Origin of the sequence: Bacillus cereus group sp. MYBK101-2, from assembly GCF_051918845.1 — a bacterium.
Lineage (GTDB): Bacteria > Bacillota > Bacilli > Bacillales > Bacillaceae_G > Bacillus_A > Bacillus_A paranthracis.
Genome location: NZ_JBQAIE010000001.1, coordinates 416,637 through 429,128, shown reverse-complemented (window position 1 = coordinate 429,128; position 12,492 = coordinate 416,637). Strand labels below are relative to the sequence as shown.

Sequence of the window (12,492 nt, the reverse complement as noted above, 5' to 3'; positions counted from 1 at the left end):
ACAATGGTAGTAGGAGATTTCCCAATTGAATTAGATACAGTCGTTGTTGGTGCAGGTCCTGGTGGATACGTTGCGGCAATTCGTGCAGCACAATTAGGTCAAAAGGTAGCGATCATTGAAAAAGCTAACCTTGGTGGCGTATGCTTAAACGTTGGATGTATTCCTTCAAAAGCGTTAATCAATGCAGGTCATCGTTATGAGAATGCAATGCATTCTGATGACATGGGTATCACTGCAGAGAACGTAAAAGTTGACTTTACAAAAGTTCAAGAATGGAAAAACGGCGTAGTTAAGAAATTAACTGGCGGTGTTGAAGGCCTTCTTAAAGGTAACAAAGTTGAAATCATTCGCGGTGAAGCTTACTTCGTAGATGCTAACACATTACGCGTAATGACTGAAGATGCAGCTCAAACTTATACGTTTAAAAATGCTGTTCTTGCAACTGGTTCTACACCAATCGAAATTCCAGGATTCAAATACTCTAAACGTGTTATCAACTCTACAGGTGCTTTAAGCTTACCTGAAATTCCTAAAAAACTTGTTGTAATCGGCGGCGGTTACATCGGTATGGAATTAGGTACTGCATATGCTAACTTCGGTACAGAAGTTACTGTAGTAGAAGCTGGCGACGAAATCTTAGCTGGTTTCGAAAAAGCTATGAGCTCTGTTGTTAAACGTGCTCTACAGAAAAAAGGTAACGTAACAATCCATACAAAAGCTATGGCTAAAGGCGTTGAAGAAACAGAAACTGGCGTAAAAGTTAGCTTCGAAGTTAAAGGTGAAATCCAAACTGTAGAAGCAGATTACGTATTAGTAACTGTAGGTCGTCGTCCAAACACTCAAGAAATCGGTCTTGAGCAAGTTGGAGTTAAAATGACTGACCGTGGCATCATCGAAATCGATGAGCAATGTCGTACAAATGTACCAAACATCTATGCAATCGGTGATATCGTTCCTGGACCACCATTAGCTCACAAAGCTTCTTACGAAGGTAAAGTAGCTGTAGAAGCAATTAGTGGCCATGCGTCAGCTATCGATTACATCGGAATTCCTGCAGTATGCTTCACTGATCCAGAATTAGCATCTGTTGGTTACACTAAGAAACAAGCTGAAGAAGCTGGAATGACTGTAACTGTATCTAAGTTCCCATTCGCTGCTAACGGTCGTGCATTATCATTAAACAGCACTGACGGTTTCTTACAACTTGTAACACGTAAAGAAGATGGTCTTCTTGTAGGTGCTCAAGTTGCAGGTGCAGGCGCTTCTGATATTATTTCTGAGATTGGTTTAGCTATCGAAGCTGGAATGACAGCAGAAGATATCGCTCAAACAATCCACGCTCACCCAACATTAGGTGAAATCACAATGGAAGCAGCTGAAGTTGCTCTTGGAATGCCAATTCACATTGTAAAATAATTTAAGTAATGAAAATAGCCCATCTCTTATTTAAAGAGATGGGCTATTTTTTATTTTATAATAAAAGTGGCTTGCAAGGTCTTTATACGTACTTGTCGAATGAATATATAATAATTTAATTGAATTGTTAGAACATATATAAATCCAAAAGCCATATATATGCTTTCGTGTAATATGTAATTGATTCAAACTTAATCCCATATAGTAATAAAATAGAGCATGTCAAAGGAGAAGGTTCCATGAGAATATTACATGTTATATTTTATCATTTTTTATTATGGAGTGGTTTTTCCGTTGTATTATCATTGTCAAATGGTGATAAGTTGCATTATAAAGTTATTCTATTTTTTGTATTTCTTTATTTAGCATATGTGATCGCATATTTTGTATTGCAAATTAGAAAGCAGGCATTATTCCTTACGTGTTCAAATTGCATACTTTTCTTAATTATATTTTCTATTTTTTAAATTAACGTTTATAGAAATACATTGTTCTTCCATTAAATAATTTTAACTCTCCTTCTAATTTCTTCGCTAGAAAACGGCAAAATTCATTTGCTTTTCCTTTATCACCAAATGTTGCATTAGGTGGTAAAGAAACTTGAATATAAGTTTGTTCCTTTTCTATACCGACACCAACATAAATGGAGTCATATCGATCGTGAGTAGATTGTAGTTTGAATGTTGTTGCTGATGTATCTAAAATTTCATACGGAAAAGCGGTATTTGTATAAGCGTAATTAATTTGAACACCAGTTTTGGAAGTAACTGTTTTATAATAATGAAAAAGTTGTTTTATATCATCTATTGAAACAGATTGTTGGTTGGATTTAGGTACAAGCGTAATAAAGGCATGTTGCATATAAGTTCCCCCTAACTTAGTAGAATACTCTCATTCTACATCCTGCTGAATTTTTTGACAATTAAAAGGAGTATTCCTTTTTTTGTTTAATATACTAATGAAAGGTGATGTAGAAAGGTGGAAACCGATGTTTGAAAAATTGTATGATGAGCATGAAAGTGTGAAGGTACGATTTTTGGGGTTTATGACACATGATACTCGTTATGATTTTGGTGTTATTTATACAAATATGTTTTTTGGAAAGCCACTTATTGTTTGCATGCAAACAGGAAGGTCTACTTTACTTGGACGAGATGATGTAGAGAATGTTCAACATTTGCAGGAAGTGTTCAAATTAGGTTCAGAAGAGGAAGCAGCTGAGTTAGCTCAGTTCTTCTCATTTCTAGTTCCATCTACATCTTTGCATGCGGAATACGAAGAATAAATAATGTAAAACAGTCGTACGTATAAATATGGCTGTTTTTTTGTTTAAATATCGCATACTAATTTAAAATTAAAATATTTAATGTGTTATACTAAAAACCTATTGACGCAAAAAGTATAACATATTAAAATAAAGACAGAAAGTTAAGCGGTTACAAAAAGTTTTTGGGATTATAAACTTAGGGGGAAATGAAAAATGGGAACAATCGTATGTCAAGATTGTGAAGGTACAATTGCACACTTCGAGGATGAGAAAGTAACGGTACTTTACGGGAAATGTGGATCTTGCGGATGTGATCACATAGAGCATACAAAAGCCCAATAATTGATAGGAAATGGACAGCTGAAAGTTTTTAGGACCATAAACTTAGGGGGAAATGAAAAATGGGAACAATCGTATGCCAAGTATGTGAAGGAACAATCGGACATTTTGAAGATGAAAAAACGACAGTGCTTTACGGAAAATGCGGAACAAATTGTGACTGTGCTAGTAGGGATAATGCGAAAGCTTAATGATAAATAAATAGATTACTATTAAAACTCAGGGGGAAATGAAAAATGGGAACAATCGTATGCCAAGTATGTGAAGGAACAATCGGACATTTTGAAGATGAAAAATCAACAGTACTATACGGGAAATGTGGATCTCATTGCGACTGTGACCATAAAGAACATTCAAAAGCTTAAATAAAAAAAGCGCCTACATATGTAGGTGCTTTTTTTAATAAACTGTAGTTGTGTTGCCAACTGTTGCAACAATTGCATCATCTCTAATCGGAATAAATCCTATGGATGTCTGTGGTGTGCTAGGAGAAGCGTGGTAGCTCATAAGACGGCTATCGATACGGGTAATAGTATCGGTTAAGAAAGCGGAAATAAAAGCGTAAGGGACTCGTCGTTCATTTAACGCGTATATAATTTCTTCTTTTGTTTTTACACCTACGCCATGCCCATAAAAAAAGAAATTTCCTAGATAGATTGTATTTTCTCCTTGCCACTCGATTGTAGCTGGGTTCACTTGTGGATTTTTAAAGTAAACGAGATCACCTGGGACAAGATCGCCACCCGTCTTTGTTATGAGCTTTAAATCTTGATCGTAGTCCCACGTATAAAGTAAAAGGTTTGCAAAGAGACGGTTGAAGGTTTCTTCGTCATACAATGATAGTAAAGCTTTGTAAAAAATAATAATCATTGCGGTGGCACATTCAGTTCCATATAGTTTTCCGTTTTTGAAAATATCTTGTATGGCAATGGAAGGGGGTATGTTTGGAAGGAGCTCGAATCCTCCAAGGGACGTTCTTTTCCAATACTGAGGGTTGCAAAAAGATTGTTGAAATGTGCGAAACTGAAATCCACTTTGAAAAAGTTCTAATGCAGAAGTAATAATATTAACGCGCAAGTTTAAATCAAAGCTGAGTTCATCAGATGTTCGGAAGGAATAGATTTCTTGATTTCCTGCCATGATAGATAAAATTTGTTGTTTCTCATTTGCAAATGGCTCATATTCATTTGTGATATAAGGATGTACAATAGAACGGCCTATTACAATCATAATAGTATCCCCACCTATACGTTACATTACATAATATCGTATGATAAAAGGCCAAAAGGGTGAAAGAAAAGCCTATCAACTGATAGGCTTGTACTCTTTAATCACGCGTAATGTTTGTAATGTCATATCTTCAGGACCTTGTACAGGTAAACCTGCTTCTAAGTTTTTACGAATATACTCTAAGTTATCTTGTGTAATAATTTCCCCCGGAGTAAAGATTGGAATCCCTGGCGGATAAACCATAACGAAATCAGCTATAATACGACCTGCTGCATTTTCAAATGGGATGACTTCTGTTTCCGAATAAAAAGCATCTCGAGGAGAAAGTGCTAAAACAGGTATTTCTGGAATTTCTACTTGCACTTGAACACCTTTATCAGCTTTATTTTTAAATGTTGCTGATAAATCTTGTAATGCTGCAATAAGTGTATTTGTCTCACTTTCTGTATCCCCAAAAGTGACAAGACATAGTATGTTGTATAAATCTGAGAGCTCTACTTCAATGTTATATTGCTCTCTAAGCCATACTTCAGCCTGATGGCCTGTAATACCTAAATCTTTTACAGATACAATTATCTTTGTAGGATCATAGTTAAAAGTAGCATCCGTACCTAGCATTTCTTTCCCTGGACAGTAAAGATGTTCGATATCATTTATAGCATCACGAACTTGTTCCGCTAATTGTATTGTTTGTTCTATGAGTACCGTTCCTTCTGTAGCAAGACGTTTTCTAGCGACATCTAGGGAGGCTAACAAGATGTAAGACGTTGATGTAGTCGTAAGCATGCTAATAATAGATTGAACATGTTTTACGTTCACAAGGCCTTCTTTTACATTAAGAATAGAACTTTGCGTTAAAGACCCACCTAATTTGTGAACACTTGTTGCTGCCATATCTGCACCGGCTTGCATCGCTGACATCGGCAGTTCATCGTGAAAATGAATATGAACACCATGAGCCTCATCAACGAGTACAGGGATATCGTAAGAATGTGCTAATTGTACAATCTGTTCTAAGTCCGCAGCAAAGCCAAAGTATGTTGGGTTAATAACAAGTAGGCCTTTCGCATCTGAGTGCTCTTCAAGTGCCTTTTTGACAGATTGAATTGTGATTCCATGTGAAATACCAAGTTTTGGATCAATTTCAGGATGCATGAAAATAGGTTTTGCACCTGAGAAAATAATAGCTGACATTACTGATTTATGCACGTTTCGTGGTACTAGTATTTTGTCACCAGGACCGCAAACGCTCATCACCATTGTCATAATTGCGCCACTTGTACCTTGAATAGAAAAGAAAGTATGATCCGCACCAAATGCAGCGGCTGCTAAATCCTGTGCTTCTTTAATCATACCTTTTGGATGATGTAAATCATCGAGCGGCGCAATATTAATTAAATCAATTGCTAATGCATTATGCCCAATAAATTCGCGAAATTCAGGATCCATGCCCTGTCCTTTTTTATGCCCTGGAATATGGAATTGAATTGGATTTCGCTTACTGTGCTCAACTAAAGCGGTAAACAATGGTGTTTCGTATTGGGACAATCTATACACCCCTTCTTTTTTTAATATTTATTAGAGTTTGTTTTATATAATCTTGTTCTAAAAAAGTTACGTTCTTTTTTAGAATGAGACTTGTTTTTCTGCCATTCACAAAAGCTTTTTTGAGATGGGAGCTTCACTTTATTTTCTATAAAACAAAAGCATTATATCACCAATAATTATAGATGTATAGAAAAAATATTTTTACAGTGCGTATGTTAAATAGTTATTTCCAATTAACTTATAGAGGAAGACAATTCCTTCATAAGGAATAAATAGTGTATAATGCAAAGTGGCTATAGTGAAGAGGAAAAAAAACCTTAAGATAGCATATTGAAATAAGAAGAAATGATAAATGAGGTGCAAAATGGAATATCAATATCCGTTAGATTATGATTGGTCAAATGAGGAAATGGTTACAATTGTGAAGTTTTATGAAGCGATTGAGAAAGCATATGAAAAAGGAATTATAAGAGAAGAATTAATGGGGTTATATCGTCGTTTTAAAGAGATTGTTCCATCGAAAGCAGAAGAAAAGAAAATTGATAAAGAGTTTCAAGAAGTAAGTGGATATTCTATATACCGTGCGATTCAGAAGGCTAAAGAAATTGAAGAAGAAAAGCTTGTGAAAATGTAAAAAATATTTTGAAAAATAAAAACTGAAGTGATATAATGTGATAACAACTAAAAACGGACAATATAAATTGTCCGTTTTCTACTATCGATTACAAAGTGCATATAAAGGAAGGAGTGATTGCATCGTAGATTCAATCTTAGCAAGGAATTGTTCGTTGGTCATTGCTGAAAACTCCTCTGGTGATATATGAATACCAACTAATAATTCTGCTTTTTTTACAGTAGCTAGACGTTCAATCATCTTTTGTAAATCATTTGTTTCAAGTGTTTTATGTAATTTTACACTTGGTTTAGTATGGTCAATGGACCAAACGAAGTCATTTGGAATATTTGTTTTTAAATCATTTATATGTTCTAAGAAGGCGTGAGCCGTCTCCACTTTTTGTGGACACTCATAGATTAAACCAAAGTATATGAAGGCATGAGTACCCCATAATCCAATTTGGAAATGTGGTAGCATTTTATATCCGCGTTTATTTGTTGAAAAAGCAACCCAAGTATCGTTTGGTGGATTGACTTGGCGACGTGCGTGTTTTGCTACATGATAAAAAAAGTTCTCATCAGTTTGTTTGGATAAATAAGCTGCAAACTGTTCCCCTAAAGCTTCTAGCTTAGGATGAATGTTCGTTTTAATTGCACTCATTCGTTCTTCGAGACCATCAACTGTAAAGACCTCAAAATCAGTTGATTTGAATGTTTGTAGTGTCATGATTGTTCCTCCAACTCCTATTTTGCTTTTATTTTAGCATAGCTTGTACTATTCATAAAAAAAACAGCACAAAAAAATTTAAATAAAAAAATATAATTTTGTTGCATAGATGATTTATCCAACATAGTATAGTATAAAACAAAAAATCAGAAAATTGAATCAATTCTAGTCCGAGGGCAGACGAATATTGGGAGGAGGCAAATAATATGAGACAGGTGATTAATGCGTTAAAGAGAACAGATGCTGAAAAGAGAATACCGGTGCTACGTTTGGAGCTAGATTATGAATTAGCAACTTTATATGATGCGATGATGGAAGATGATAAACAGAAAAAAGAAGAGTGTGTACAAAAGTTAGAAGTGTTAAGACTTGAAATGATTCGTTTAGAAGCGTAATAATAGTATATGTATAAAAAATTAGTTGGTGCGAACCTTATAAAGGGTTCGTTTTTTCTGTGAACAGTATAGATCGGAGTGTTTAAACATGCAAGAAGTATGGAAAGACATCGATGCACACGCCAAACAGTGGATTCGGGATGCGGGAGAGCATTTAATGGCATCAATGAAAAAAGCACTTATTATAGAAACAAAATCAAATGCAGCTGATTTAGTAACAAATATGGACCGAGAAATAGAACAGTTTTTAATTGGGAAAATTAAAGAAACATTCCCACATCATCATATTTTAGGTGAAGAGGGCTATGGAGACGAGGTAACTTCTTCTGACGGGGTTGTTTGGTTAATTGATCCAATTGACGGCACGATGAACTTTGTTCACCAAAAAAGAAATTTTGCAATTTCAATTGGAATTTATGAGAACGGTATCGGAAAGATTGGACTTATTTATGATCCAGTTCATGATGAATTATATCATGCGTTAAAAGGGGCTGGAGCATTTTGTAATGAAGTACCGATACCTTTATTAGAAAAAGGTACTGTAGAGCAAGGTATTGTAGCTTTAAATGCGATATGGCTTACCGACAATCCATTGCTTAATATGGAAAGTATGATGGCACTTGTTAAGAAAGCAAGAGGCACGAGATCATATGGCTGTGCAGCATTAGAGATGGTATACGTTGCAACTGGAAGAATCGATGCATATGTAACGCCTAGATTATCACCATGGGACTTTGGTGGGGGACAGATAATTGTAGAGGAAGTTGGAGGCAAGGTAACAACATTCTCCGGAGTGCCACTTTCTATCGTAGAGAAGAGTAGCGTATTAGTTGCGAAGCCAGGGGTGTATGAAGAAGTGTTATCGTTTATCCCGATTGGTGAGGGCTGATAATCAGTGGGGGATGAAGAAAAACCCCACTGATTAAAGTTTCACTTTATATCCAAGTAACAAAAAAAGTAAGAGGCTGTATACAGGCTTCTTACTTTTTGACGTTATTGCGATTTACGCATTTTTCTTTTTGTTACAAAACCGTATCCAACTGTAACAAATGTGCCGATAATGCAAATAATAATACCGATTGGACTATTTTCAGCAATCATAATGCCGATACCAATTAAGAAAATAACACCGATAATTGCAGTTAACAAAAAGCGATATTGAATGTGTTCCATTTCTTCACCCTCCAATCTCATTTTACTTTCACAAAAGTAAGAATACAACTATATTTTCATTCTTGATTTTATTTTAATTGCTATTGTATCCCCTTCGCTCTTATAATAGAGAAGGATTAAAAAGACATTAGGAGTTGGACATGTTGAAAAAACGACAAGATTTACGTAATATAGCAATTATTGCCCACGTTGACCATGGTAAAACAACACTTGTTGACCAGTTATTACGTCAAGCGGGGACTTTCCGTGCGAACGAACACGTTGAAGAGCGCGCAATGGATTCAAATGATCTAGAAAGAGAGCGCGGTATTACAATTTTAGCGAAAAATACTGCGATTCACTATGAAGATAAAAGAATTAACATTTTAGATACACCAGGTCACGCTGACTTCGGTGGAGAAGTAGAACGTATTATGAAAATGGTTGATGGTGTTTTACTTGTTGTTGATGCATATGAAGGTTGTATGCCACAAACACGATTTGTTTTAAAGAAAGCTCTTGAGCAAAACTTAACTCCAATCGTAGTAGTAAACAAAATTGACCGTGACTTCGCTCGCCCTGATGAAGTAGTTGATGAAGTAATCGACTTATTCATCGAACTTGGTGCAAACGAAGATCAATTAGAGTTCCCAGTTGTATTTGCATCAGCAATGAACGGAACAGCAAGCTTAGATTCAAACCCAGCAAATCAAGAAGAGAATATGAAATCATTATTTGATACAATTATTGAACATATTCCTGCACCAATTGATAACAGCGAAGAGCCACTTCAATTCCAAGTAGCACTTCTTGATTACAACGACTATGTTGGACGTATTGGAGTTGGACGCGTATTCCGCGGTACAATGAAGGTTGGACAACAAGTTGCTTTAATGAAAGTAGACGGAAGCGTAAAACAATTCCGCGTAACAAAATTATTTGGTTACATGGGATTAAAACGTCAAGAAATTGAAGAAGCAAAAGCTGGAGACTTAGTAGCTGTTTCTGGTATGGAAGACATTAACGTTGGTGAAACAGTATGTCCAGTTGAACATCAAGATGCGTTACCATTATTACGTATTGATGAGCCAACACTACAAATGACGTTCCTTGTAAATAACAGTCCATTTGCAGGTCGTGAAGGTAAATACATTACATCTCGTAAAATTGAAGAGCGTCTTCGTTCACAATTAGAAACAGATGTAAGTTTACGTGTAGATAATACAGAGTCTCCTGATGCATGGATCGTATCTGGACGTGGGGAACTACATTTATCTATCTTAATTGAAAACATGCGTCGTGAAGGTTATGAACTACAAGTATCTAAGCCAGAAGTAATTATTAAAGAAGTTGATGGCGTAAGATGTGAGCCTGTAGAGCGTGTACAAATCGATGTACCTGAAGAATACACTGGTTCTATTATGGAATCTATGGGTGCACGTAAAGGTGAAATGTTAGATATGGTGAATAACGGAAACGGTCAAGTTCGCCTTACTTTCATGGTTCCAGCACGTGGTTTAATTGGTTACACAACAGAATTCTTAACATTAACTCGTGGTTACGGTATTTTAAACCATACATTCGATTGCTACCAACCAGTACACGCTGGACAAGTTGGTGGACGTCGTCAAGGTGTTCTAGTTTCACTTGAAACAGGAAAAGCATCACAATACGGTATTATGCAAGTTGAAGATCGTGGTGTAATCTTCGTTGAACCAGGTACAGAAGTATATGCTGGTATGATTGTCGGAGAACACACTCGTGAGAATGACTTAACAGTTAACGTTGTGAAAATGAAACAACAAACTAACATTCGTTCTGCGACGAAAGATCAAACTTCAACAATGAAAAAACCACGCTTAATGACTTTAGAAGAATCATTAGAGTACTTAAACGATGACGAGTTCTGTGAAGTAACTCCAGAATCAATTCGTTTACGTAAAAAGATTCTTGATAAGAGCGAACGTGAAAGAGCTGCTAAGAAAAAGAAATCTGTAGAAGCGTAAAATAGTAAAACAGCTACCTTTAATTAAGGTAGCTGTTTTTTTATGTTTATTTTTTAGAATATTTACTCTTTTTGTGGACAGTATTTTTTTCACAGGTTACTCTTGTATTAAGTACATAAAGAAAAATGGTTTGATTTATGAGGAAGGGGGATAAATGGTGTTAGAAAGAATGTCGTTTTTTGCGAAGTTATGTAAAGTTGATGAAAATCCAGAGCTAGGGATGTGGTTACTGTATGGCGTCATTATTATATTAAGTGCACTTGTGTATAATTTAGGTTTTGCAAGAAAACTATCTATAATAAAAAATATAGTGATATATATATCGTTAGCGATTGGGTGTACAGTGTTAACTTTCTTTGCAGTTTTCTTACCTGTTGGAGAGGGGCTTGTTGTAGCAGCAATTGTACTTGGGATTTATAGGTTGCGATTACGTCAAGCAAGACAACAAAAAGCAGGATGAGGGGGGAGTTTTATGCGTTCCGTACAAGATGCGTTATATAATTGGTTAACAATTAAAACAGTTGCCGAAGCACGTCCGGATGATAGTGCTGCAAAAGAAACGTATTTGTTATTTCAAAATATGATATATGAAGAACATAAATTGAGAAATGTGGAAGTTAAGAAGAACGAGGAAATGTATTTAGTTACATATGAAATAAATGGAGAAAGAAAATCTGCAAGGTTTCCATTAGAAGCTATTGATTGTTTTTTGGATCAAATGAATCGCGAACCTGAAAAATATAAATAAGTCCTTTATCAATATTGATAAAGGACTTATTTATATTTTACCAATCGTCTTCGACTTTTTTATCACGATATAATCGGAAATTACCACTTGCATGACGTTCCATCGTACGTTCAGCAATTCGTTCCGAACATTCCATGCACATATATGTATGAATAGGGCGATTACGCAGTTTTTTTGCCATAGGATTTTCATCATCTAACATATCTTTTTTATCACAAATCATACATTTGACTCTCATTTCGTCACCTCAATACGAATTCTATCAGTATAAGTATATCATGGAAGTGTAATGTTTTTGAATAATAGTGGGAAAAAATAATATTTTCGCAATTCAAAAAATAGGTTATGATAAGGATATATGAAGTATATTTGGAGGTGGAAATATGGCGAATGTAGTAGAGCCCACATTAACAGATGATTTAGTACAAACGTTACGTAAAGAGTGTATTGTTATGGTAGCAACAACAGATTTTGAAAAACAAGTTCCTAACGTAAGTGCTATTTCTTGGGTGTATGCAGTGAGTAAAACTAGTATTCGATTTGCAGTAGATCAACGTTCACGTATTGTGGAAAATATAAGACATAGTACTGGAGTGGTATTGACTATAATGGCGAATGAATCCGTATTTTCCATAAGTGGTGTAGGTGAAATTTTGACTGATAGAATGGAAGACATTCCTCTAAAATTAACTGTAATAGAAGTAAATGTACAAGAAGTACGTGATGTTATGTTTTATGGTGCAAAACTTGCAATTGAGCCAACATATGAAAAAACGTATGATCTTCGTGCAGCTAAAAAGCTCGATAACCAAGTGTTAGCAGGAATGAAAGAATTATAAATGTGATAAATAAGAAAGTCAGTTATTAACTTTTGTAATTACTTATTGTGATTTTATGTTAATAATTATAATTAAAAGTAATATATTGAATAGAAATGAATAAAAAATAAATAAAAGGTTTAATGGCTATAAATTTCGATTCTACCTCGTTTATACGGTACATATAATTATAACAATGGTTCGTCCATATTTTATGGATGAAACCCTTGT

The 12,492-nt window shown here is 35.2% G+C and carries 19 protein-coding genes; 13 read left to right on the top strand and 6 right to left on the bottom strand.

Features of this window, described 5'->3' with window-relative positions:
* The first annotated feature begins 3 nt into the window (after nucleotides 1–3).
* Nucleotides 4–1,416, top strand: a complete 1,413-nt coding sequence (lpdA, locus tag ACTFSI_RS02190; RefSeq protein ID WP_000260111.1) for a dihydrolipoyl dehydrogenase — start codon at nucleotides 4–6, stop codon at nucleotides 1,414–1,416.
* A gap of 239 nt (nucleotides 1,417–1,655) precedes the next feature.
* Complete coding sequence (locus tag ACTFSI_RS02185) at nucleotides 1,656–1,883, top strand: hypothetical protein (RefSeq protein ID WP_001221351.1); 228 nt, start codon at nucleotides 1,656–1,658, stop codon at nucleotides 1,881–1,883.
* Nucleotide 1,884: 1 nt separating this feature from the next.
* Here the strand turns inward: ACTFSI_RS02185 and ACTFSI_RS02180 are convergent, their stop codons facing one another.
* Nucleotides 1,885–2,277, bottom strand: a complete 393-nt coding sequence (locus ACTFSI_RS02180) for a DUF1885 family protein (protein ID WP_001163309.1) — start codon at nucleotides 2,275–2,277, stop codon at nucleotides 1,885–1,887.
* Nucleotides 2,278–2,404: 127 nt separating this feature from the next.
* Here ACTFSI_RS02180 and ACTFSI_RS02175 point away from each other — a divergent pair, with 127 nt between their 5' ends.
* From ACTFSI_RS02175 to ACTFSI_RS02160, 4 genes are all read left to right on the top strand, one after another.
* Nucleotides 2,405–2,701, top strand: coding sequence for a DUF3055 domain-containing protein (locus ACTFSI_RS02175; RefSeq protein WP_011040622.1), 297 nt, complete (start codon nucleotides 2,405–2,407; stop codon nucleotides 2,699–2,701).
* 195 nt (nucleotides 2,702–2,896) lie between these two features.
* Nucleotides 2,897–3,025, top strand: a complete 129-nt coding sequence (locus ACTFSI_RS02170) for a GapA-binding peptide SR1P (protein ID WP_044790724.1) — start codon at nucleotides 2,897–2,899, stop codon at nucleotides 3,023–3,025.
* 59 nt (nucleotides 3,026–3,084) lie between these two features.
* Nucleotides 3,085–3,213 carry a GapA-binding peptide SR1P gene (locus tag ACTFSI_RS02165; protein WP_000536805.1) on the top strand — a complete coding sequence of 43 codons (129 nt, stop codon included), beginning with the start codon at nucleotides 3,085–3,087 and terminating at the stop codon, nucleotides 3,211–3,213.
* A 45-nt stretch (nucleotides 3,214–3,258) separates the two neighbouring features.
* Nucleotides 3,259–3,387: a GapA-binding peptide SR1P gene (locus tag ACTFSI_RS02160; RefSeq protein ID WP_000536793.1), complete on the top strand. Its 129-nt coding sequence runs from the start codon at nucleotides 3,259–3,261 to the stop codon at nucleotides 3,385–3,387.
* Between the two features lie 34 nt (nucleotides 3,388–3,421).
* Here the strand turns inward: ACTFSI_RS02160 and ACTFSI_RS02155 are convergent, their stop codons facing one another.
* A complete protein-coding gene (locus ACTFSI_RS02155; RefSeq protein WP_000635349.1) occupies nucleotides 3,422–4,252 on the bottom strand; it encodes a protein-glutamine gamma-glutamyltransferase in 831 nt (276 codons plus the stop codon).
* Between the two features lie 75 nt (nucleotides 4,253–4,327).
* The gene (speA, locus tag ACTFSI_RS02150) at nucleotides 4,328–5,800 is read right to left on the bottom strand and encodes an arginine decarboxylase (RefSeq protein ID WP_000084888.1); all 1,473 of its coding nucleotides are present in this window, start codon (nucleotides 5,798–5,800) and stop codon (nucleotides 4,328–4,330) included.
* A 364-nt stretch (nucleotides 5,801–6,164) separates the two neighbouring features.
* Here speA and ACTFSI_RS02145 point away from each other — a divergent pair, with 364 nt between their 5' ends.
* Nucleotides 6,165–6,434 (top strand): UPF0223 family protein, encoded by a 270-nt coding sequence (locus ACTFSI_RS02145; RefSeq protein ID WP_000456550.1) that lies wholly within the window; start codon nucleotides 6,165–6,167, stop codon nucleotides 6,432–6,434.
* 81 nt (nucleotides 6,435–6,515) lie between these two features.
* Here ACTFSI_RS02145 and ACTFSI_RS02140 read toward each other — a convergent pair whose 3' ends face one another.
* Complete coding sequence (locus tag ACTFSI_RS02140; RefSeq protein WP_440045218.1) at nucleotides 6,516–7,142, bottom strand: YktB family protein; 627 nt, start codon at nucleotides 7,140–7,142, stop codon at nucleotides 6,516–6,518.
* 206 nt (nucleotides 7,143–7,348) lie between these two features.
* Here ACTFSI_RS02140 and ACTFSI_RS02135 point away from each other — a divergent pair, with 206 nt between their 5' ends.
* On the top strand, nucleotides 7,349–7,537 hold the full coding sequence (locus ACTFSI_RS02135) for a hypothetical protein (protein ID WP_001250164.1): 189 nt from the start codon (nucleotides 7,349–7,351) through the stop codon (nucleotides 7,535–7,537).
* Between the two features lie 88 nt (nucleotides 7,538–7,625).
* Complete coding sequence (locus ACTFSI_RS02130) at nucleotides 7,626–8,426, top strand: inositol monophosphatase family protein (protein ID WP_001158694.1); 801 nt, start codon at nucleotides 7,626–7,628, stop codon at nucleotides 8,424–8,426.
* Nucleotides 8,427–8,530: 104 nt separating this feature from the next.
* Here ACTFSI_RS02130 and ACTFSI_RS02125 read toward each other — a convergent pair whose 3' ends face one another.
* Nucleotides 8,531–8,710 carry a DUF5325 family protein gene (locus ACTFSI_RS02125; RefSeq protein WP_000400127.1) on the bottom strand — a complete coding sequence of 60 codons (180 nt, stop codon included), beginning with the start codon at nucleotides 8,708–8,710 and terminating at the stop codon, nucleotides 8,531–8,533.
* Between the two features lie 140 nt (nucleotides 8,711–8,850).
* On the opposite strand from ACTFSI_RS02125, the gene typA reads away from it, so the two are divergent.
* From typA to ACTFSI_RS02110, 3 genes are all read left to right on the top strand, one after another.
* A complete protein-coding gene (gene typA / locus ACTFSI_RS02120) occupies nucleotides 8,851–10,695 on the top strand; it encodes a translational GTPase TypA (RefSeq protein ID WP_000914763.1) in 1,845 nt (614 codons plus the stop codon).
* 157 nt (nucleotides 10,696–10,852) lie between these two features.
* Nucleotides 10,853–11,155 (top strand): YlaH-like family protein, encoded by a 303-nt coding sequence (locus ACTFSI_RS02115; protein WP_000893666.1) that lies wholly within the window; start codon nucleotides 10,853–10,855, stop codon nucleotides 11,153–11,155.
* 12 nt (nucleotides 11,156–11,167) lie between these two features.
* Nucleotides 11,168–11,443, top strand: coding sequence for a hypothetical protein (locus ACTFSI_RS02110; RefSeq protein WP_001258148.1), 276 nt, complete (start codon nucleotides 11,168–11,170; stop codon nucleotides 11,441–11,443).
* Nucleotides 11,444–11,480: 37 nt separating this feature from the next.
* Here ACTFSI_RS02110 and ACTFSI_RS02105 read toward each other — a convergent pair whose 3' ends face one another.
* Nucleotides 11,481–11,681, bottom strand: coding sequence for a YlaI family protein (locus ACTFSI_RS02105; RefSeq protein ID WP_001995040.1), 201 nt, complete (start codon nucleotides 11,679–11,681; stop codon nucleotides 11,481–11,483).
* 145 nt (nucleotides 11,682–11,826) lie between these two features.
* Between ACTFSI_RS02105 and ACTFSI_RS02100 the strand changes: the two genes are divergently transcribed.
* Nucleotides 11,827–12,282, top strand: coding sequence for a pyridoxamine 5'-phosphate oxidase family protein (locus ACTFSI_RS02100; RefSeq protein WP_000024590.1), 456 nt, complete (start codon nucleotides 11,827–11,829; stop codon nucleotides 12,280–12,282).
* The last annotated feature ends 210 nt before the right edge of the window (nucleotides 12,283–12,492 follow it).